17 protein-coding genes are annotated in these 21,929 nt (G+C 64.1%); 12 read left to right on the top strand and 5 right to left on the bottom strand.

Annotated elements, in window-relative coordinates; translation table 11 throughout:
• Positions 1 to 147: 147 nt before the first annotated feature.
• The gene (locus ACQ4WQ_RS12380; RefSeq protein ID WP_436497369.1) at positions 148 to 603 is read right to left on the bottom strand and encodes an RrF2 family transcriptional regulator; all 456 of its coding nucleotides are present in this window, start codon (positions 601 to 603) and stop codon (positions 148 to 150) included.
• A gap of 342 nt (positions 604 to 945) precedes the next feature.
• Here ACQ4WQ_RS12380 and ppc point away from each other — a divergent pair, with 342 nt between their 5' ends.
• The 12 genes from ppc (at position 946) to ACQ4WQ_RS12320 (ending at position 17,608) form a co-directional block, all read left to right on the top strand.
• Positions 946 to 3,699, top strand: coding sequence for a phosphoenolpyruvate carboxylase (gene ppc, locus ACQ4WQ_RS12375; protein ID WP_436497367.1), 2,754 nt, complete (start codon positions 946 to 948; stop codon positions 3,697 to 3,699).
• Positions 3,700 to 3,731: 32 nt separating this feature from the next.
• Positions 3,732 to 4,742, top strand: coding sequence for a type I glyceraldehyde-3-phosphate dehydrogenase (gene gap, locus ACQ4WQ_RS12370; protein ID WP_121669631.1), 1,011 nt, complete (start codon positions 3,732 to 3,734; stop codon positions 4,740 to 4,742).
• Between the two features lie 86 nt (positions 4,743 to 4,828).
• Positions 4,829 to 6,289, top strand: coding sequence for a pyruvate kinase (gene pyk, locus ACQ4WQ_RS12365; protein ID WP_092708978.1), 1,461 nt, complete (start codon positions 4,829 to 4,831; stop codon positions 6,287 to 6,289).
• A 156-nt stretch (positions 6,290 to 6,445) separates the two neighbouring features.
• Complete coding sequence (locus ACQ4WQ_RS12360; protein WP_326457156.1) at positions 6,446 to 6,619, top strand: hypothetical protein; 174 nt, start codon at positions 6,446 to 6,448, stop codon at positions 6,617 to 6,619.
• 61 nt (positions 6,620 to 6,680) lie between these two features.
• Positions 6,681 to 7,157, top strand: a complete 477-nt coding sequence (locus tag ACQ4WQ_RS12355; RefSeq protein ID WP_436497364.1) for a DUF3617 domain-containing protein — start codon at positions 6,681 to 6,683, stop codon at positions 7,155 to 7,157.
• Between the two features lie 133 nt (positions 7,158 to 7,290).
• Positions 7,291 to 7,797, top strand: a complete 507-nt coding sequence (locus ACQ4WQ_RS12350) for a sigma-70 family RNA polymerase sigma factor (RefSeq protein WP_436497362.1) — start codon at positions 7,291 to 7,293, stop codon at positions 7,795 to 7,797.
• The gene (locus ACQ4WQ_RS12345; RefSeq protein WP_436497360.1) at positions 7,794 to 8,762 is read left to right on the top strand and encodes a FecR domain-containing protein; all 969 of its coding nucleotides are present in this window, start codon (positions 7,794 to 7,796) and stop codon (positions 8,760 to 8,762) included. The genes ACQ4WQ_RS12350 and ACQ4WQ_RS12345 overlap by 4 nt, the downstream gene beginning before the upstream one ends.
• A gap of 218 nt (positions 8,763 to 8,980) precedes the next feature.
• Positions 8,981 to 11,440 (top strand): TonB-dependent siderophore receptor, encoded by a 2,460-nt coding sequence (locus ACQ4WQ_RS12340; protein ID WP_436497358.1) that lies wholly within the window; start codon positions 8,981 to 8,983, stop codon positions 11,438 to 11,440.
• 75 nt (positions 11,441 to 11,515) lie between these two features.
• Positions 11,516 to 11,884 (top strand): hypothetical protein, encoded by a 369-nt coding sequence (locus tag ACQ4WQ_RS12335; protein WP_436497356.1) that lies wholly within the window; start codon positions 11,516 to 11,518, stop codon positions 11,882 to 11,884.
• The gene (locus ACQ4WQ_RS12330; RefSeq protein ID WP_436497354.1) at positions 11,881 to 12,537 is read left to right on the top strand and encodes a hypothetical protein; all 657 of its coding nucleotides are present in this window, start codon (positions 11,881 to 11,883) and stop codon (positions 12,535 to 12,537) included. The genes ACQ4WQ_RS12335 and ACQ4WQ_RS12330 overlap by 4 nt, the downstream gene beginning before the upstream one ends.
• A 354-nt stretch (positions 12,538 to 12,891) precedes the next feature.
• On the top strand, positions 12,892 to 16,599 hold the full coding sequence (locus tag ACQ4WQ_RS12325) for a PAS domain S-box protein (protein ID WP_436497352.1): 3,708 nt from the start codon (positions 12,892 to 12,894) through the stop codon (positions 16,597 to 16,599).
• 13 nt (positions 16,600 to 16,612) lie between these two features.
• On the top strand, positions 16,613 to 17,608 hold the full coding sequence (locus ACQ4WQ_RS12320) for an HD domain-containing phosphohydrolase (protein ID WP_436497425.1): 996 nt from the start codon (positions 16,613 to 16,615) through the stop codon (positions 17,606 to 17,608).
• Between the two features lie 12 nt (positions 17,609 to 17,620).
• On the opposite strand, the gene ACQ4WQ_RS12315 is transcribed toward ACQ4WQ_RS12320, so the two are convergent.
• The 4 genes from ACQ4WQ_RS12315 to ACQ4WQ_RS12300 form a co-directional block, all read right to left on the bottom strand.
• Complete coding sequence (locus ACQ4WQ_RS12315) at positions 17,621 to 18,295, bottom strand: RES domain-containing protein (protein ID WP_326457147.1); 675 nt, start codon at positions 18,293 to 18,295, stop codon at positions 17,621 to 17,623.
• 6 nt (positions 18,296 to 18,301) lie between these two features.
• Positions 18,302 to 18,946 (bottom strand): hypothetical protein, encoded by a 645-nt coding sequence (locus tag ACQ4WQ_RS12310; RefSeq protein ID WP_436497350.1) that lies wholly within the window; start codon positions 18,944 to 18,946, stop codon positions 18,302 to 18,304.
• 117 nt (positions 18,947 to 19,063) lie between these two features.
• Positions 19,064 to 20,947, bottom strand: coding sequence for an esterase/lipase family protein (locus ACQ4WQ_RS12305; protein WP_436497348.1), 1,884 nt, complete (start codon positions 20,945 to 20,947; stop codon positions 19,064 to 19,066).
• Between the two features lies 1 nt (position 20,948).
• The gene (locus tag ACQ4WQ_RS12300) at positions 20,949 to 21,725 is read right to left on the bottom strand and encodes a DUF481 domain-containing protein (RefSeq protein WP_436497347.1); all 777 of its coding nucleotides are present in this window, start codon (positions 21,723 to 21,725) and stop codon (positions 20,949 to 20,951) included.
• Positions 21,726 to 21,929 lie beyond the last annotated feature (204 nt).

Here is a 21,929-nt window from a genome sequence, read left to right as displayed (position 1 = left end):
GAAGGTTTTCCATTCAGCTGGCTGCATGAAAGGCTCCCGTTTGTCTGATATGTACAGTCAGACAGCCGGGGCTGGGGAAGATTCCTTGAGTTCCCCTATTTGTCGGGGACAGAGCCTTGTTGTTTGTGGCACGCGCTTACCTGACCCTTACTTGGCCACGCGCAAGGGAATCACTCCCGCCGCCAGCGCGGGCGCTCCCGGCGTTGCGTCGAGTATCGATGCCAGGGTTACCGTGTCGAGCACGGCCAGGAAGGCGGCCGTCGCCTGGCCCAGCTTGGCTTTCAACAGGCAATCGGGCGTCAGCGGGCAGGTATTGTTTTCCTTGTTAAAACATTCTGCCATGAAAAAATCACTTTCCGTCTCGCGCACGACCGTGCCGATATTGATCTCGGCCGGGTCGCGCGCCAGGCGCAGGCCGCCGTTGCGTCCACGCACGGTTTCCACGATGCCGGACAGGCCCAGCTGGTGCACCACCTTCATCAGGTGGTTTTTCGAAATCGCATGCAGGTCGGCGATGTCCTGGATGGTCACGAGGCGGTCGCGGTGCACGCCCAGGTACATCAGGGTGCGCAGGGTGTAGTCGGTATAGGCAGTCAGTCGCATGGGATATCGTTCATAAGATGTGGATTACATCCTTGTTTCATCCGCAGCATACAGGAGAGCGACTGCCATGTGTGTTGCGCCGTCACTTTTCATCCTCGAAAGACAAAAGTTGATTGCCTTTCGCTTAAATGCGTAGTAAATTTTCATATTGTTGCCCTGGCAAATAGCTTGCAAGCCCTTGTTGGTCCTGTGAGTAGGATTTTTATTGATGAAAATCAAGAGGATGGTGAAGCAATAAGGTAAATTTACTACAAAAATCGGATGATGGGCGTTTCCCGGCCGGGGAGCGCGTACTACGCAATCTGTGCGGTGCCGCCGTGGCCGCTCCAGGAAATACATACCATGCAAATGAATGAAGTGAAAGACGAGCTGCTGAGCAGCGATATCCGCCAACTGGGCCGTCTGCTGGGCGACGCCATCCGCAACCACCTGGGCGACCCCGCCTTCGAGCGCATCGAACATGTGCGCCAGCTGGCCATCCGTTTTCGCCGCGACAATGATGAGGCGGCGCGCGCGCAGCTGTCGGACGCGCTGCAAGCGCTGTCGCAGGAAGAAACCACGCAATTGACGCGCGCTTTCAGCTATTTCTCGCTGCTGGCCAATATTGCGGAAGACCAGCATCACATCCGCCGCACGCGCGCCCATTTGATCGCCGGTTCGCCGCCGCGCCAGGGTAGTCTCAGCCATGCCGTCGGCAATGTGTTTGACGCGGGCAAGGCCGATGCGCTGGAAACTTTCTTTGAAGATGCTTTTGTGAGCCCCGTGTTCACGGCCCATCCGACGGAAGTGCAGCGCAAGAGTATCCAGAATTGCCAGATGGCCATCGCGCGCCTGTTGAGCGAGCGCGACCGCGTGCAAATGACGCCGGAAGAAGCGGAGCAGAACGAAGAAGCGCTGGGCCGCGGCATTGTGACCCTGTGGCAAACCCGTCTGTTGCGCACGAGCAAGCTGTCCGTCATGGACGAAGTGGCCAATGGCCTGTCGTTCTACGACCACACGATCTTGCGCGAATTGCCGAAATTGTATTCCTCGCTGGAAACGATGCTGGCCCAGCGCGATGCCCGCTGGGAAGATGCGGAATTGCCCAATTTTATGAAAGTCGGCAGCTGGATAGGCGGCGACCGCGACGGCAACCCCTTCGTCACGGCCGACATCCTGCGCAGCACCCTGCAGACGCAGGCGGACAAGGTGCTCGACTTTTACCTCGGCGAATTACGCAAGCTTGCTTCGCAGCTGTCGCTGGCGCAAATCCTGAATGCCTGCAGCGAGCCGCTGCGCGCGCTGGCCGAGCGCTCGGCCGATGCCTCGCCGCACCGGGTCGACGAACCGTACCGCCGCGCCCTGCATGGCATCCATGCGCGCCTCGACGCCACGCGCGTGGTGCTCTCTGGCAAGGGCAAGCAAGCGGACGGCGTGCAGCCTTACGCGGCCGCCGCCGAACTGCTGGCAGACCTGGACGTGGTCCAGCATTCGCTCGTCAGCAATGGCTTGCGCGCGCTGGCGCGCGGCCGGCTGCGCCAGCTGCGCCGCGCCGTCAAGGTGTTCGGCTTTTCGCTGGCGCCGCTGGACTTGCGCCAGAATTCCGATGTGCACGAGCGCGTCGTGGGCGAACTGTTCGCCGGCGCCCAGCCCGGCCTGGTCTACCTGGACCTCGATGAAGAGCAGCGCATCAGCTTGCTGCTGGCCGAGCTGGAATCGCCGCGCCTGCTGACGTCGCCGTATGCGCAGTACTCGGAAGAAACGACGTCCGAACTCGACATCTTCCGCGCCGTGCGCGAAGCGCATGTGAAATATGGTAAGGAATCGGTGCCGAACTGCATCATCTCGAAAGCGGCCAGCGTGTCGGACTTGCTGGAAGTGGCCTTGCTGCTGAAGGAAGTGGGCTTGCTGCGCCAGGACAGCCGCGAAGTGGACGTCAACATCATTCCCCTGTTCGAAACCATCGACGACTTGCGCGCCGGCCCCGCCATCATGGCGCGCGCGTTTGGCTTGCCGTTCTACCGGGGCTTGCTGGCGTCGCGCGCGGACCAGCAGGAAGTCATGCTCGGTTATTCGGACAGCAACAAGGACGGCGGCTTCTTGACCTCTGGCTGGGAACTCTACAAGGCCGAGATCGAACTGGTGACCGTGTTCAAGGAATATCAGATCAAGCTGCGCCTGTTCCACGGCCGTGGCGGTTCCGTGGGCCGCGGCGGCGGACCCAGCTACGAAGCCATCCTGGCCCAGCCGGCCGGCGCCGTGCAGGGCCAGATCCGCCTGACGGAGCAGGGCGAAGTCATCACGGCCAAGTATGCGAACCCCGAAGTAGGGCGCCGCAACCTGGAAGTGCTGGTGGCCGCCACCATCCAGTCGACCCTGCTGCCGCAAGCGCAGCTGCAGCCGAAGGCTTCGGCTGGCGCGGGCCACCTGGCCGCGATGGAAGAGCTGTCCGGCACGGCCCTGAACGCCTACCGCGACCTCGTCTACGGCACGGAAGGCTTCGAGCAGTATTTCTGGGAATCGACGGTGATTGCGGAAATTGCCGCACTGAATATCGGCAGCCGTCCCGCTTCGCGCAAGAAATCGACCTCGATCGAGGATTTGCGCGCCATCCCCTGGGTCTTGAGCTGGGCGCAATGCCGCTTGATGCTGCCTGGCTGGTTCGGTTTCGGCTCCGCCGTGCAAGCCTACCTGGCCGCCCATCCCGCCGATGGCGCGGACGTGCTGCGCGGCATGTACACGGACTGGCCATTCTTCACGTCCCTGCTGTCGAACATGGATATGGTCCTGGCCAAGAGCGACATCGCCATCGCCGGCAAGTATGCGGAACTGGTCAAGGACAAGGCCTTGCGCGACGCCATCTTTACGCGCATCCGCGCCGAATACGCGGCCACCCTGGACGCCTTGAAGCTGATCACGGGCCAGGAAGAGTTACAACAGGCCAATCCGCTGATGCAGCGCTCGATACGCAACCGTTTCCCTTACATCGACCCGCTCAACCACGTGCAGGTGGAGCTGTTGAAACGTTTCCGCGAAGGAAAGCAGGATGCGGCAGCGCGCACGGGGATTCATTTGTCGATCAATGGGATCGCGGCGGGACTGAGAAATAGTGGTTAAGTAATTCATTCAAACAATATCAAGGAGACAGCATGACCATCAAAGTTGCCATCAATGGCTATGGCCGCATCGGCCGCAACGTCTTGCGCGCGTTTTATGAAGGCGGCAAGCAGCAGGATATCGAGATCGTCGCCATCAACGACCTGGGCGACGCCAAGTCGAATGCGCATTTGACGCGCTACGATACGGTGCACGGCAAGTTTCCCGGCGTCGTCACCATCGATGGCGAGAACATGCTCGTCAATGGCGACCGCATCCGCGTCTTCGCGCAGCGCGATCCGGCCCTGATTCCCTGGGGCGAACTCGGCGTCGATGTGGTGCTTGAATGCACGGGTTTCTTCACCACCAAGGAAAAAGCCTCGGCGCATTTGAAGGGCGGGGCGAAGAAAGTCATCATTTCCGCGCCGGGCGGCAAGGACGTGGACGCCACCATCGTGTTCGGCGTCAACCAGCATGTCTTGAAGGCATCGGACACGGTCATTTCCAACGCGTCGTGCACGACGAATTGCCTGGCGCCACTGGTGAAACCCCTGAACGATGCCATCGGCATCGAATCGGGCCTGATGACCACCGTGCACGCCTACACGAACGACCAGGTCTTGTCCGACGTGATGCATGAAGACCTGCGCCGCGCCCGCTCGGCCACGCATTCGATGATCCCCACCAAGACGGGCGCGGCCGCCGCTGTCGGCCTGGTCTTGCCGGAACTCAATGGCAAGCTCGATGGTTTCGCCGTGCGCGTGCCGACGATCAACGTCTCCTTGGTCGACCTGTCCTTCATCGCCAAGCGCGATACCACGGTGGAAGAGGTCAACGCCTTGCTGAAAACGGCGTCGGAAGGTGCGCTGAAAGGCATCTTGACGTACCAGACGGAACCGCTCGTTTCCATCGATTTCAACCATAACCCGGCATCGTCGAACTTCGATTCGACCCTGACCAAGGTCTCGGGCCGCCTCGTGAAAGTGTCGTCGTGGTACGACAACGAGTGGGGCTTCTCGAACCGCATGCTCGACACGACCGTCGCCCTGATGGCGGCCAAGTAACAAGAACCACCGCTGATCCAGCGCACCAGGACGGCCGGCCCACAAGGCTGGCCCTTGTAGCAACTCATTATAGAAAGCAGCACACCATGACCATGCAAGTACAGCAACGCGCCACCAAGATCGTTTCCACCATCGGCCCCGCTTCGAACGATATCGATACCCTCGTCCGCATGTTCAAGGCCGGCGTCGACGTCGTGCGTCTGAACTTCTCGCATGGCAAGGCGCAAGACCATATCGACCGCGCCCGCATGGTGCGCGAAGCGGCAGCGCTGTGCGGCCGCGAAGTGGCCATCATGGCCGACTTGCAAGGTCCGAAGATTCGTGTCGGCAAGTTTGAAGAAGGCAAGATTTTCCTGGAAAACGGCGCTTCCTTCATCCTCGACGCGAAATGGGGCGAAAACGGCGAGCTGGGCAACATCGAGCGCTGCGGCCTCGACTACAAGGAATTGCCGCGTGACTTGCGCGCTGCCGACGTGCTGCTGCTGAACGACGGCCTGATCGTCCTGACGGTCGATAAAGTCGTCGGCAGCGAAATTCACACCACCGTCAAGATCGGCGGCGAATTGTCGAACAACAAGGGCATCAACCGCCAGGGCGGCGGCTTGTCGGCGCCCGCGCTGACGGCCAAGGATATGGAAGACGTCAAGACGGCAATGAGTTTCCAGGCCGATTACGTGGCTGTGTCCTTCCCGAAAAACGCCACCGACATGGTCATGGCGCGCCAGCTGGCCAATATCGCCGGCGAAGCGTGGGACCACAAGCCGATGATGATCGCCAAGATCGAACGGGCGGAAGCCATTCCCGCGCTGCAGGAAATTCTCGACGCTTCCGACGGCATCATGGTGGCGCGCGGCGACCTGGCCGTGGAAGTGGGCAACGCGGCCGTGCCGGCCCTGCAAAAGCGCATGATCAAGATGGCGCGCGCGTCGAATAAATTAGCCATCACGGCCACGCAGATGATGGAATCGATGATCGTCAACGCCGTGCCGACGCGCGCGGAAGTGTCCGATGTGGCCAACGCCGTGCTCGACGGCACGGATGCCGTCATGACGTCGGCGGAAACGGCGTCGGGCCGCTATCCGATCGAAACGGTGGAAGCGATGGCCGCCATCTGCCTGGACGCGGAAAAGTGGGATACCTGCAAGCTGGACGCCGATTTCCTCAACGCCACGTTCTCGCGCATCGACCAGTCGATCGCCTACGGCGCGCTGTTTACGGCCCATCACCTGCGCGTGAAAGCGATTGCCACCCTGACGGAATCGGGCTCCACGGCTCTGTGGATGAGCCGTTGCAACATCGATATCCCCATCGTCGCGCTGACCCCGAGCGTGGGCACGCGCCGCAAGCTGGCCCTGTACCGCAACGTCAGCACCCTGGAACTGACGTCCGGCACCGACCGCGACAAGGTCTTGCAGCAGGCGGAAGACTTGCTGGTCGAACATAAAGTCGTGGCCAAGGGCGACACCGTGGTGCTGACCTGGGGCGAGCCGATGGGCAAGGTCGGCGGCACGAACGCGTTGAAAATCATGAAGATCGGCCAGCACTGATCGTCTCGTCAGCCGCCAGCCGCCTGCAATCTTAAGAATGGCTGAAAATAGGCCGCTGGCCGCCAAGCGCAATGGCCGATGCCCGATTTGCCATTGCGGTGGCCGCATTTCCGTGTCAGCATGGCTTTCCTGTCTTGCAAGGCGCATCCGGAGTGCATGATGACTGAATACCTGCCTGCCCTGATCTGGTCGCTTTCGGCCTTCGCCTGTCTCTTCATTGCCAAGCGCCGCTCCTTGAAAACGACGGCTGTCAGGGCCATCCTGGTGGTGCTTCTGGGGCCGTTAGCCATTCCCTTCGTGCTGGCCGCCAGGCCCGAGATGCACGGCTAAGCGTGCGGCCTGCGCGCGTTCCTCTTTGCTATATTCACACTTTTAGCTGAAAGGAATGCCCATGAAACGCAGCGCGCCCTTGTTCCTGATGGCTATTTTTTGCGCAGCCGCATCCGCCTCGGCGGCGCAACCTGCGCAGCGTTTGCAGCGCGCCACGGGACTGTGGAAGGTGACGCCCGCCACCTCGCCGTTTTCCTGGGAAATCTGTGTCGATCAGCAACGCGACCGCCTGATCGATGACGACTTGTGGAGCGATTTCGAGCAGGAATGCCAGATCGCGTCGCAAAGCCGCCAGGGCGACAGCTATACCTTCCAGTCCATCTGCCCTGGCGCCAAGCTTGCGGGCAGTTTCCAGGGCGACCTGGCCAAGGCGTATACCCTGACCGCCGACACCACTATCGAACTGAACGGCAAGACCGAGGTGCAACGCACGGAACTGGCGGGCGTATTCCTCGGTGCCTGTCCCGCCGGGCTGGCGCCGGGCGCGAAGAAAATGCGCGGGGGCATGGTCATGAAGAGCTTGTATCTCAGCCGCTAAGAGCCGGCAACCGCGCTGAAACAACGGTTTTCAGCGATAGGCAGGCGCCGGCATTGACGCCGCAGGCAATGATTTGTGATAATGAGAATTATTATCAATTAGACGCGCCTTGCCTTGCGCATCGGAGTCCCCAGTGAACATTGCGCAGTCCAGCGATTCAATAGCCGGCATCTACAGCCACCACCACGGCTGGCTGATGCGCTGGCTGCGCGCCAAGCTGCAGTGCGCCGACCATGCGGCCGACCTGGCGCACGATACCTTTTTGCGCCTGCTGACGGCGCCGCCGGAAGGACGGCAGAGCCTGCGCGAACCGCGCGCCTATCTCACCACCGTGGCGCAGCGCCTGCTGATCGACCATTACCGGCGCGTGTCGCTGGAGCAGGCGTGGCTGGAAACCCTGGCGCAGCAGCCCGATCTGCTGATGCAGTCGCCGGAAGAGCGTTTGCTGGTATTGGAAGCCTTGCAGCGCATCGATGCCATGCTCGACGGCTTGCCGCCGCTGGTGCGCAATGCCTTCTTGCTGGCGCATGTCGATGGCCTCGCTTATGGAGAAATCGCCCGGCGCCTGGGCGTGAGCGAGCGCAGCATCAAGCGCTACATGGTGCAGGCGTTCGAGCGCTGCATCCTCTTGATCCTGTGAACGCCGCGATCGACCCGCGCGCCGCCCGCGCGGCGGCGCAATGGCTGGTGCGCCTGCACGGGGGGCCTTTGAACGTTGACGAACAGCAAGCCTTCCAGGCCTGGCGCGCCAGCGATCCCGCGCACGAAACGGCCTGGCAGCGGGCCGAGCTCGTATGCGGCACCCTGGCCGGCGTGCCGCCCGCGCTGCGCCAGGCGGCGGACGGGGCGCCGCAGTCGCCGCATCGGCGTGCCGTGCTCTACGGCCTGGCCGGGCTGATCGCGGCCGGGCCGGTGCTGTGGCTGGCAGGCCAGTCGGCGCCGTGGCAGGGGTGGCACGCCGCCATCCGCACGGCCAGGGGCGAAATCCGCCACATGACACTGCCTGATGGGACACAACTGGTGCTCAATACGGACACGGCCATCGACCTGCGCTTTGACGGCGCAGCGCGGCAGGTCGTGCTGCATGCGGGGGAGATCCATGTCGCCACAGCGCACGACGGGGCCGTGCCGGCGCGCCCCTTCCTCGTGCGCAGCAGCAATGGCACCGTGCGCGCGCTGGGCACGCATTTCAGCGTGCGCCAGGGCGGCAGCGTGCTGGCGCCGCGCACGCAGGTGGACGTCAGCGAGGGCGCGGTGGAAATCCAGCCGGCGCAAGCGCCCGGCGCTTTGCGCAGGGTCGATGCGGGCCGGCAGGGTAGTTTCGACGACATGGCCGTGTCGCCGTTGACGCCGCTGGCGCGGCATGCGGACGCATGGCTGAAGGGCGTGCTGGTCGCCGAGCGCATGCCGCTGGGCGAGGTGCTTGACCAGGTGGCCCGCTACCGCTATGGCGTGCTGCGCTGCGATCCGGCGCTCGCTGCCATGCCTGTGGACGGCATCTTCCAGTTGCACGACCCGGAGAACATCCTGCTCTTGCTGCAGCGCGCCTTGCCGATTCGGCTGGCGCGCCGCACGCGCTACTGGATCAATGTCGAGGCGGCTTGAGATTGTCGGCTTAGCGTGGCCTTGCCACGCTAAGCCGACCTACGACTGTCGCGCATAGTAGGCCGGCTTAGCCGCAGGGCGTAAGCCGACATGCTCCAATTTACTTTTGCCTGTCCCTTTTTTCGGCTTGCTTCGTCATACAAGGTAGAGAACGAACAATCCGAACCATCGAAAGGGTTTACATGGCTTTGCAACACCGTACTTTGACAGCAGCACGGATGACGCTCCATCCCACCACCGGCGCCGTGCGCGCCGCGCTGGTCTTGTTCCTTGCCGTGGGCGCGGCCGGCGCCACTTTGCCGCAAATGGCGCTGGCGGCTGACTCCAGCCAGGCAGCCAGCGCACGCGACTACAGTATTCCCGCCGGCAACCTGCGCGATGCGCTGGCCTCGTTTGCCGTCGCCGCTGGCGTGAACCTGTCCATGCAGGGCGTGGCGCTGGACGGCCTGGTGACGCCGGGCTTGCAGGGCCGTTATGGTGTCGCGGCCGGTTTGCAAACGTTGCTGCAAGGCAGTGGCCTGGAGGTGACAGCCAGCGGCAGCGGCAATTATCTGTTGCGCAATATGAATGCCAGCACGGCCGATGGCGGCCTGGCCAGCATGCCCGCCGTGGTCGTCAGCGCCGAGGCGGACCGCGCCACGGAAGGCACGGGTTTATATACGGCGCGCGCGATGTCGACGGCCACCGGGTTGAACCTGTCGCAACGCCACACGCCGCAAACGGTCAGCGTGATTTCGCGCCAGCAGATGGAAGATTTCGATTTGACCACCTTGCAGGACGTGGCGCGCGCCACGCCTGGCCTGTATGGCAAGACCCAGGGCGTGTCCGACCAGGAAACCACGTATTTTGCACGCGGTTTTGCCTTGAGCCACGTCAACGTCGATGGCTTGCCGCTGGATGTCACGGGTTTCAATGAACGCAACGTCTCGGCCGACATGCTGATGTACGACCGGGTGGAAGTGGTGCGCGGCGCCACGGGTTTGATGGAAGGGGCGGGCGCGCCGTCGGGCAGCATCAACATGATACGCAAGCGCCCCACGGCCACGCCCCTGCTGAATGCATCCGTCCACCTGGGCAGCTGGCAGGTCCGGCAGTTGACGGTGGACGCCAGCAATGCCTTGAACGCCTCGGGCAGCGTGCGCGGCAGGGTGGCGGCCAGCTGGCGCGACAGCGACAGTTTCGTCGACGTGGTCAACAATACCAATGGCACCGTGTATGCGATCGTCGAGGCGGACCTGACGCCGTCCACCACGGCCGGCGTCGGCTTTTCGCGCCAGCATAGCCGCACCGACGGCGTGTCCGTCGGCTTGCCGACGTTTGCCGACGGCCGTCACATGGATTTGCCCCGTTCCACTTTCCTGAATAACGCCGATTCCTTCCAGAAACGCGACAACAACGTCGTCTTCGCCGACCTGGAAACCAGGCTGGAGCAGGGCTGGCGCAGCCGCTTCGCCATCACGCATATCGATGCCTCTTCATCGACGCGCAACACCACCAATAGCCGCATCGCTGGCGAGATTTATCGGTTCAGCCAGTCGGAAACGGGCTGGAAGTACAACACGGAACAGGTGGTGGCTGACTGGCGCCTGAGCGGACCCGTCACCTGGTTCGGCCGCCAGCACGACGTCATCGTGGGCGCCAGCTATCGCCACGACGATTCGGATGCGGGGCAGAGCTGGGAGGGCGCCGGGACGCGCGTGATCGATATCCGCCACTGGAATCCGCGCGCCTATCCGATGCGCGGCACGGCGTTCGAGCCGTACAACTGGGGCCGCAAGACGGACGAGAAGGGCATTTATGCGGCCGGCAACTTCAGCCTGGCCGATCCGCTGCGCCTGGTGCTGGGCGGGCGCTTCGGCTGGTATGCGCAGGATGCCACGGGATGGTACTCGACCAATCCGACCTGGCGCCGCAGCCTGACGGAAAATGCCAAGTTTACGCCGTACGCGGGCCTCGTCTATGACGTGGATCAACACCATTCCGTGTATGCGAGCGGCACGCAGATCTTCGAGCCGCAAAGCTCGCTGGACGTGCGTGGCAATACCTTGCCGCCGCTGAGCGGCACCAATCTGGAAGTGGGCGTCAAGGGCGAGTATTTCGGCGGTAGGCTCAATGCCAGCGGCGCCCTGTTCCGTATCCGGCAAAACAACCGCGCCATGGCCGACGAACTCAATTGCCCCACGGGCGGCGCCATCTATTGCGCCCGGGCGGCCGGGCAGGTGCAGAGCGAAGGCGTCGACCTGCAATTGTCGGGTTCGCCACTGCCGGGCTGGCAGGTCGCGGGCGGCTACACCTATGTGCTGGCCAAGTATGCGCGGGACAGCGTGGCGGCGAACATCGGCCAGCGCATCGCCACGGACGAGCCGAAGCAATTGTTCAAGCTGTACACGACTGTGCAGCTGCGCGGCAGCCTGGCGCGGTGGAATCTGGGCGGCTCCGTGTACGCGCAGGACAAGATCTACCGCCGCGACACGGGCTACCTGACGCAGCAGGGCGGCTACGCCATCGTCGGCTTGACGGCCGGGTACCGCCTGAGCGAGCAGGTGCAGCTGCGCGTCAGCGTCGACAATGTGCTGGACCGCCGCTACTATCAGGGCCTCGGCTATGCGTGGTCGGGCGGGCTGGAACGCTACGGCGCGCCGCGCAGCGTGCTGCTGTCCCTGAACTACAAGCTGTAGCCGTGGCGCCAGCGGAGCGCGCCCGCGCGGGCGCCTCTGCTACACTGCCGCCGTCTTCACTTTTACACGGTTCCCATGTCCGCCACGCCTGTCTTCACGCCCCTGAAAAGCGCTTTCCAGCAATCGCGCGCCGAGAATAACATCGAGCTGATCTTGCCCGAACTGCTGGCCGCGCAATTGCACGTCGTTATCGGCGGGCAAAGCGAGCAGATCGACCTGTTCCTCGTGCCGTCGCCGAACCCGGAGCGCCGCTGCGTGACGGTGGCGGAAGACCCGGCCTTCCTGGCCGGCATCAATTTTCCCAACATTCCCGTGACGGGCGCGCAACTGCTCGCGTCGATTCCCGCCGAGGTCGAGATCGTTATCCTGCATGGCGACGGCGCCAACTACCTGACGCGCGAGCAGCTGGCGTGGTTCCGCGGCATGCTGGCGCCGACCGCTTGAGCGGAAAGCCGGCACCCCAGCTGAAAGGGGCGCGCGCCGAATGGATACGCTTTGCGCCGGCCGACGATGCCGGCTCCCAGGCGGCGATGATGGCCAATCTGCGTCCCGTGCTGTGGCGCAGCGTGCTGCTGGGCGGCTGCGCCCTGATCCTCGCCTTTGTCCTGCAAGCCGTCTGGCGCGACGCGTCGTACGCGGGCGAGGCAGTGCTGCTGCTCCTGCCGGCGCTGGCCGCCTGGATCGCGGGCCTGGTGCTGTTTCCCGGACGCGCTTTGCTCTTTTATGTGGAACTCGACGATGCGGGCCTGCTGCTGCGGCGCCATGCGCGGCGCTTGCCCGGCTGGGACAAGATCGTGCGGCTGGAGCTGGCGCAGCTGCAGCGGCTGGACGTGGTCACGTATGGGGGCGCATTGCAGGTCTACCGGACCGCTGCACCGCTGGCGCGCGTGGAGCTGCTGCTGCACACGCGCCTCGAGGATTGCCCGCTGATCCGCGTGGTCGGTTTGCACCTGCCCGTGCCGCAGCGCTGGTCGCTGTGCCAGATCAAGGAGGAGCTCAGCCGCCGCTGTAGACTGGCCGGCATCCCTGTCAACGAGACGTTTGGCCCGCTGAGCCAGCAATCCGAGGCCATCCGCGCGCGCTGGCCGCAGGCGTAGGCCGACCATTGTCGTATCGCCGCCGCAATAACTATCATTTTTGATAACTGTATTGCTGAAGTCCTATGAATATTTTCGTAAAGCAACTATACTCATGGCTCTTTAAAAAATCATCGTCACGCTGGCGGCCAGACATCCGCGCCAGAGTTCGTACGCATTCCGCTTTTTCCCTCTGTAAAAAGCACCTTTCCCCCGCGCGGCAGGCGCGGGCGTGATGACCGAGCCTTGCCCTGGTCGATTGCTACCGTTGTCATTTCCGCTGTGTTGCCGCTTTACTAAAAAGCCGGGCGCCGGCGCGCGGTGCGCAGTCATGTTTTGCGACGTCACGTTTCACTCTATTCGGTTCACGACAGTATGCTGAGTTCCATCTTTGCCGTATCGAACGATACCTTGCCGTACATCTATGGCACGCACAATGCCTGGCTGGTGCTGTTTTCCATCGGCATCGCCATCTTTGCCTCGTTCATGGCCTTGCAGATCGCCGGCATGGCGCGCAGCAGCGAACGCGGCTTCCAGCGCCAGACGGCTATCGTCACGGGCGCCATCGCGCTCGGCGGCGGCATCTGGTCGATGCACTTCATCGGCATGCTGGCCTTCGACATCTGCACGCGCGTGTCCTTCGCTCCCGGCCTGACCCTGCTGTCCATGCTGCCCGGCGTGGCCGCTTCATGGGTGGCGCTACATTTGCTGGCGCGTCCGAGTATCAACTGGCGGCAACTGGTGGTCGGCGGCGTGCTCGTCGGCGTGGGCATCGGTTCCATGCATTACAGTGGCATGGCCGCCATGCAAACCTCGCTGACCCTGCACTACGAGCCGTGGCTGTTCGCCCTGTCGCTGCTGGTGGCCGTCACCATGGCCATGCTGGCGCTGTGGGTGCGCTTCGGCCTGAGCGCGATGCGCCAGCGCCTCAGTTCGCTGGCATCCCTGCTGGTCAGCAGCGTGGTGATGGGTCTGGCTATTTCCGGTATGCACTATACGGGCATGCTTGCCGCGCGCTTTTCCGGTACGCCCACGGCCGGCGAGAACACGATCACCGTGCAAGCTTCGTTCGTGGCGCTGGCCGTGGCCCTGATTACCGTCACCCTGACCGTCTTCGTGGCCGCCGCGAACGGCTTGCTGCGCTACCGCCAGCTGCTGCGCCACGCCAGCGCTGGCGAATCGCGCCTGCGCGCCATCGTCGACACGGCGGCCGATGGCCTGATTACCATCGATGGCCAGGGCAAGGTGCGCTCCTTTAATCCCGCCGCGGAAAAGCTGTTCGGCTGGCGCGAAGCGGAGATCGTCGGGCGCGACGCCAGCGTGCTGCTGCAACCGGCCGACGCGGCCGAATACGAGGGCTATCTGCGCGACTACCTGGAAACGGGCGCCTCGCGCATCCTCGACAGCGGACGCGAACTCGATGGCTGCCACAAGGATGGCGCCGTGCTGCCCATGCGCGTGGCGATCGGCAAGATCGACATGCCGGGCCAGCCCCTGTTCGTGGCCTTCGTCACGGACATGCGCTCGTCGCGCAGCATGGAGCAGGCGCTGAAGGACAGCGAGCGCCAGTACCGCACCCTGATCCGCAATATCCCCGGTGTGTCCTTCCACTGCAGCTTCGCGCCCGAATGGAAGATGATCTTCATCAGCGACGCCGTCTTCAACCTGACGGGCTGGATGCCGCAGGACTTCATCGAAGGGCGGGTCAGGCTGTTCGACCTCGTGCATCCGGACGACCGCCAGCGCGTCAACGACACCTGCGTGCAGGCGGCCGGCGAACAGCGCGACTTCGAGAACGTCTACCGCCTGATCCACCGCGACGGGCGCGAGCGCTGGGTGCGCGAAAGCAGCGGCCCCGTGCTCGATAACGACGGCGTGGTGCGCTGGATCGACGGCGTCATCCTCGACATCACGGAAAGCGAATTGCGCAACGCCGAATACGAAGGCAAGGTGACAGCCATCTCGCGCGCGACGGCCGTGGCGGAATTCGACCTGCAGGGGCGCATCCTAGCGGCCAACCAGAACTTCCTCGACCTGGTCGGCTACCAGCTCGACGACGTACTGGGCCTGCACCACAGCATTTTCTGCGAGCCCGCCCAGGTGACCTCGCCCGACTACATCGCGTTCTGGCGGCACCTGGCGGGCGGCGAATTCAATACGGGCGAATACAAGCGCATCGGCAAGGATGGCCGTGAAGTGTGGATACAGGCTTCGTACAACCCGATCTTCAACACGGACGGCAAGCCGTTCAAGGTGGTCAAGCTGGCCACCGACGTGAGCGAGCGGCGCGCCATGCAGGAAAACCTGCGCGCGGCGAAAGACCGCGCCGAGCTGGCCGCCGAATCGAAGACCAGTTTCCTGGCCAACATGAGCCACGAAATCCGCACGCCGATGAACGCCATCATCGGCTTTACGGAAGTGCTGCTGGGGACCGCCCTGGACAGCCTGCAGCGCCGTCACCTGGGCACGGTGCGCCAGTCGGCCCGTTCCCTGCTCGAGCTGCTCAACGACATCCTCGACACGGCCAAGCTGGAAAAGGGCGCTACCGAGCTGGAACTGGTGGACTTCTCGCTGCCCGACCTGGTCGACCACGTGGCCGCCTCCCTGCGCGTCACGGCGCATGCGCGCGACCTGGTGCTGCATGTCGATGTCGATCCCGGCATGGGCCAGTTCTTCCTCGGCGACGCGCGCCGGGTGCAGCAGGTGCTGACGAATTTGATCGGCAACGCCGTCAAGTTCACGGAAGTGGGCCACGTGCGCGTGGCCGTCGACATGCAGGGCGAGCAAGTGCATATCGCCGTGCACGACACGGGCATCGGCATCCCGGCCGACCGCCTGGACAAGATCTTCGCGCCATTCACGCAAGCCGATTCCTCGATGAGCCGGCGCTTTGGCGGCACGGGCCTGGGCACGACGATTTCGCTGCAGCTGGTCGAACTGATGAAAGGCACCATCACGGTGGAAAGCACCCTGGGCGTGGGCAGCGTCTTCCACGTGCTGTTGCCGCTGGCGCCGGGCAAGGCCGTGGCGCGCCGCAGCGAGCAGCCCGTGGTGGCCTTGCCGCCGCTGCGCATCCTGGCGGCCGATGACGTGCCGCAGAACGTGGAGCTGCTGCTGATCAGCTTGGGCGCCGCCGGCCACCAGGTGATCGCCGCCAGCGATGGCGAGAGCGCCGTGCGCGAGTTCAGCAAGGGTAGCTTCGACATCGTCCTGATGGACGTGCAGATGCCGCGCATGGATGGCCTGGAGGCGACGCGCCTGATCCGCGTGCACGAGCGCGAGCAGGGCTTGAAGGCGACGCCCATCATCGCCCTGACGGCCAGCGTGCTGGAACAGGACCGGCGCGCCGCGCAGACGGCCGGCATGAACGGTTTCGCCTCGAAGCCGCTGGAGATGCACAAGCTGACGGCGGAAATCGCCCGCCTGCTCGATATCGCCGTGGCCATGCCGCCGCCAGCGTCCGGCGCGGCGGCGCGAGCGGCCGCCGGCCAAGTCGACTGGCAGCGCGGCATCGCCCTGTGGGGCGGCCGCGAAGCCCTGCAGCGGGCGATTGGCCGCTTCGTGCAGGCCAATGGCGACTGCGCCGCCATGCTGGCGGCGGAACTGGAACGCGGCGGCGGCAGCGTGGCCGGCCACCTGCTGCACCGCATCAAGGGCGCGGCAGGCAATCTGTGCCTGGTGCAGGTCGAAAGCCTGCTGGGACGCATCGAACAGGCGATCGCGCGCCAGTTGCCGGCCACCGAATTGCTGGTGCAGCTGGCCGCCGCCTTCATGGCGCTGGCCGGCGAACTGGAAGAGGTGGAGATGCCGGCCGTGGCCACGCCGGCGCCTGCTGCCAGCGCGCCCCTCGATGTAGCCGCCGCTGGCGCCTTGCTGCGGCAAGCCATCGCCAGCCTGGAGGGCGGGCAGCTGGACGACGCCCTGATGGCGCGGATCGCCGCCATGCTGGCGCCGCATGGCCAGCAGCAGCGCCTGCAGGCACTGGCCAGCGCCATCGACGACTTTGAATTTGCGCGCGCCGTGGGCGTGCTGCGTCAGCTGCTGGCGTGGCTCGAGGCGCCAACGGCTGCCGACCTTTCCTGATATTGGGCTAATGATGAGCTTACAAGAAGACAAACCGATCCTGCTGCTGGTCGACGACGAAGCGACGAATCTGCAGGTGCTGCGCCAGATCCTGCAGGACGATTACCGCCTGCTGTACGCCAAGGATGGCGAGAAGGCGCTGGAACTGGCGCAGAACAACCCCGTCGAACTGATCCTGCTCGACATCATGATGCCCGCCATGACGGGCTATGAAGTGTGCCGCCAGCTCAAAGCCATGCCGGTCACGGCGTCCATTCCCGTCATATTCGTCACCGCCCTGTGCGATGTGAAGGACGAGGCGGACGGCTTCGACGCGGGCGCCGTCGACTACATCACCAAGCCCGTCAGCCCGCCCATCGTGCGCGCCCGCGTGCGCACGCACTTGTCGCTGGTGGATGCCGAGGAATTGCGCCGCTCGCGCCTGCAGGTGATCCAGACCCTGGGCCAGGCGGCCGAATACAAGGATAACGAGACGGGCATGCACGTCATCCGCATGAGCTATTACGCGCGCCAGCTGGCGCTGGCGGCCGGCTACAGCGCGGCCAGGGCGGAAGATTTATTGAACGCGGCACCGATGCACGACGTGGGCAAGATCGGCATCCCCGACGCCATCCTGCAAAAGCCGGGCAAGCTCGATGCGGACGAATGGAACGTCATGCGCAGCCACGCGGAAATCGGCGCGGCCATCATCGGCGAGCACGCGGGCGGCCTGCTGAAAATGGCGCGCACCATCGCCCTGACGCACCACGAGAAATGGGATGGCAGCGGCTATCCGCAAGGCTTGAAAGGGGAGGAAATCCCCCACGAAGGCCGCATCGTCGCCATCGCCGACGTCTTCGACGCGCTCACCAGCGAGCGCCCCTACAAGCGCGCCTGGACGGTCGAAGAGGCCATCGCCACCATGCAGCGCGACAGCGGCACGCATTTCGATCCGGACTTGCTGGCGCTGTTCGTGGAGCACTTGCCGGCCATGCTGGAGATCAAGGACAAGTGGCGCGAGCCGGCGTAGGGGAGCATCAGCTCAGGGCGGAACCACGCGCAGGCGGTCGGCCAGCAACTGTGCATACGCAGGACTGTCGCCGAATGTCAGCTGTGAGCACGCCATGGCCTGGCCCAAGGTTGCCATGTGGCGCGATGAAATGGCATAGGCAAGTTTGCCGGGCTGCCGGCGCGATGGATACACGAAGCCATGAATCGCGCCTGCCTCCTGCGCAATGATCTGGTCCAGCTGCCAGCCCAGCCATTGGCACCAGCCGTGGTCGGGACTGCGCAATTGATCGTAGATACCCAGGCGGCTGGCGGCCAGCCCTGTCAGGTCGAGCAATTGCAGCGGGGCGCTGAACGACAGCGTGGCGATCAGCGCCAGTTCCGCACCATGCGCGATATAAAAGGTGCCCGGACGCGTCACGTCGTTCTGGCAAAGCTGGGCTTCCCAGGCCGCCGTGTAGGCATCGTCCGCAATATACGCCCAGTGATAGGGGAAGCCGGCCGCATCTGCCAGGTCGGCGGGCGGGCCGAAGCGGTATGTGCGTTCGACCTTCGCGGGCCAAATAGACGCCTCGTTCCACGCCGCGCGCACCAGGGCCTGGCCTGCTGGATGGGTGATGATATGACTCAATAATTCAGCGCGCAGCGATGCCAGCGCCGGCAGGCGCGCGGTCATTTCTGGCGGGATGGGCGTTAATTCAAACGTCATGCGGGGCTAGCCTACGATGTCGGCCATGCCCCTATGCTGCCACTTCGCCGCCGCCAGCACCTTGCGCAATCTCTCGCTGGCGGGCAAATCCAGCAGCGCCTGCTGACTGGGGTGGATGTCGGCCCGCGTTTCGAATGATTTTCCTGCGAGCATCTCTGCCGGCGAAAGTTCGTTGAGTTCGTCTGCGCTGCTGATCCAGAAGGCATGGATGTCACTACTGGGCTGGCCGGCGAGGACGGCCAGCACGGGCGCGATCAGTTCCGGCACAGGCTGGACAAATTGCCAGGCCGGAAACTCCTTTCCGATACTGCGCCCCTTGGGCGTCACGCAATAGAACCGCTGGCTTTCCACGGCGCGATACAGCGACGCCTGCGACAGTTCCACCCATCCTTGCCCAATGACATCGGATACCTTGAGTTTTGACACGGGAAGTTGCAGCAGGATCGAAGGCGGTGTGGCGAGCAGCGAAGCGCGCGCCGCATCGAGTGCGTGCGTGACCAGGCCGACCAAACGCTGGCGCTCGGGACCTTGCGCCAACAGGTCGAGTTGTGCGTTTACCAATTGCGAGAATTGTTCCACTACCCGCAGGTCGTTGTCGGTCCATTCCCGGTGCTCGGGCGCCAGGGTGTCGTGATGCAGATGCGCTGTCATGTTCGCTCCTCGGGTATATGCGCCAGGCATGCTACACACAAGATTATCATGTTTCGCAACTTTATCAAGCAAAAAACGCATTTTTCCTGCATCAGGCAGCGAGATATATGCGGCCGATCAGGGCAAGCTGTCCGGCAGCCGCAAGATTCGCCGTATCTCCAGGATCGCCTGCGGGCTTTCCTGCACGCTGTGCCACGAGGGGATGACTTTTTCCGACAGGGCGCCGTCGAGGTGGGCGCTGGCGTAGGGCACCACGCCGTCGCTCGATTCCGCCAGCGGCAGGTCCGGCGTGTCGTTGCCCATGATGGAGTAGTAGCGCACTTTCGGGCTGATGGGCAGGTCCGCCACCAGGCGCACGAACGGGTCCTTGTCGCTGAGGTTATCGATGCTGTTGGGGATGCGCAGCGGCTCGCTGCTGCCCGTGTCGAGCTGCGCCAGGCTGCCGGCCGCGTCGGACAGCTGGTCGAGCATGGTGATGGGCAAGGTGACGAGGTTGGCGATCCAGCGCGCCACCTTGTGGTTGGCGAACGAGGTGCCGCGGTGCGGCGCGGCGATGAAGATGGCGCGGTTGACCTGCGGCATGGCCGTGAAATTGAGGTAGGGCGCCAGCCCGGCGCGCACTTTTTCCGCCTTCTTGCCCTTCAAATTGTATTCTTCCGTGATGGCGTCGAGCAGGGTGTTGCTGGCGTCGGACACCATCAGGCGCGCCAGCACGCCGCCCATGCTGTGGCCGATCAAGACCATGTCGTTCGCCGCGTCGGCCTTGCCCGCCGGATCGAACTGCGCCAGGGTGGCGGCGAGCGCCTTGCGGATGGCCGCATTGTTGGCGGCCAGCGGCGCGTTGCTCGGGTAGTACACCTGCCAGATCTGGTAGCGGCGGCGCAGCTGCTCGTCGCCCATCAGTTCATTGGCCACGTTGATCCACGCTTCCGGGCTGCTGGCCAGGCCGTGCAGCATGACGATGGTGCGCTTGTTCGGGTCGTAGGGCTGCATCAGGTGCACCTGCGGGCGCGAAATGCCGTCGGCGCGGCCGAACAGGGTGCGCAGCGCCTGCACGCCGAAGCCGGAACGGGCCAGCCACAGGCCATAGCCGGCCGTGAAATTGGCGGCCACGGGCAATTCCTGGCCCGCCATGCGCGTCGATTCGCTGCGCGTCGGGTCGACCAGCATCACCAGCAGCTGCTGCGTGGCCAATACCTCCTGCAGGCTGTTGCCGTCGAAGCGGATCAGCGCCGTGACGACGGGGAAGCGCGTCTCCTGGTACGGCACATAGTCGCCTTTCGACGCCGGGGGCTTGGGCATGACGGCCACCAGGTCGGCGCCGAAGCCGTCGCGCCGGTACACATTGCGCAGGCCGGAAAACGTCAATGAGGTGGCCGGCAGCAGTTCTTCCGGCAGGGTGCCGTCGTCGGGCAGGCGCAGGGCCGACAGTTCGCTGTCGATCTGCCAGCCGGCGACGCGGATCACGTGGCCGTCCGGTCGGTATTCGCCGCGGTGGCGGAACAGGTTGCCGACGGCTTTTTGCACGGCGTAGTTATAGTAGTCGCGGATTTGCGTCTGGCGTTCCTCGAAGGCGCGCTGGCCCGGCGTGCGCGTCGTGTAGAACAGGTAGGCGTAGGCGTAGCGGGCCGATTCCAGCCACGCGGCCAGCAGTTCGGCGCTGGGGTGGCCGCCCTGTTTTTCTTCCGCCAGCGCGCTTTCCAGCCACAATTCGGAGAGCGTCGCCAGGCGCTGCTCGTCGCTGAGCAGCTCGGAGCGGGCCAGGTCGGCGCGGCAGCTGCCCGTATTGGCTTCGCAGGCGGCGATGTCGCTGCCGATAATGCGCAGCACCTCGCTGGCCGCGGCGCTGAGTTTGCCCGTGGTGAGGATGTCGCCGCGCCGCTGCTGCAGGTAGTCGGCCGGAGAAATGGCGCTGACGGTGACGGCGGCGCAGCCGCTCAGCAGCGCCGCGGCGCACAGCAGGGCGCCCAGGCGCAAGCGCCGCATCAGCGTGGCCGGCATCTCAGAACGAGTAGACCAGGGTCAGCGAGGTCTGCGTATCCGTGTTCTTCTTGTCGTCCGGTACGCGCGTATCGTTGCGGGCGCTGAAGGCGGCCTTCATCTGCATGGTGCCGTTGATCTTCGTGCTGAGGGCTGTTTCGGCGATCGAGTGGGTGTTCGAGGTGCCCCGTTCCACGCTGACCGTCTGGCTGAACATGGCCGACTGGCTGATCTTCCACTTCATGGCGGCCGCGCCGCGCACCGTCAGGCCGTGTTCCGATTCGCCCGCGTCATTGGTGCCGCTGAAATAGCCTGGACCGACTTCCACGTCGACGCTCTTGTCGCTCGACTGGTACCAGCGCGAGCCGTGACCGACGGCCAGGGTCGAGTACTTGGTGTAGGCGCCGAACTTGTCGTTCACGTGCGAAGCCAGCACGAACAGCTTTTCATGATCGGCCATCAGCTTGTAGGCGGCCTTGGCGGAGGCGGAAAAGCGTTCGGCCGAGCGCTCGCGGATCTTTTGTCCTTCGTCGTTGGTCGTTTCGTCTTCCTTGAAGTAGCCGCTGAAGATGTACTGGTTGCTCCAGTCATCGAGTTCCTGGCGCGCGTCGATCTTGCCGGTGACGGAGGTGCCGACCGTGTTGCCCGAGGTGGTGATGGCGCCCAGTTCGGCGGACGTGCTCCAGCTGCCGATGGGGATTTCATCGAACAGCATGCTTTGTTTGGTGTCTGCGGCAGCGGCGTTGCCGCATGCGCTGGCCATGGCCAGCGCCAGTGCGAGAGAGTGGGTCGATTTCATGGCTGTATTGGTCTGTGGCGCGCGCCGGGCGCGCCTGCTGTTCGTTAGTGGCAGTGGTGGCGATGCAGGCCGCGGCAAGCCGTGCGGCGCCTGTAGCAGGGGCGCGCGGGCGCGGCCAAACATTGTCGAGGCTGTATTGTACCCGACCCTGTTATCGCGCGCCGCACGCTGCGGCGCGCCCGAATGCGGCTATATGGATTTGCC

It is taken from the genome of Janthinobacterium goodfellowi (assembly GCF_051380695.1).
Classification (GTDB): domain Bacteria; phylum Pseudomonadota; class Gammaproteobacteria; order Burkholderiales; family Burkholderiaceae_D; genus Janthinobacterium.
Note: the sequence above shows the minus strand (reverse complement) of the source record. Positions and strands in the feature narration are given on the sequence as shown.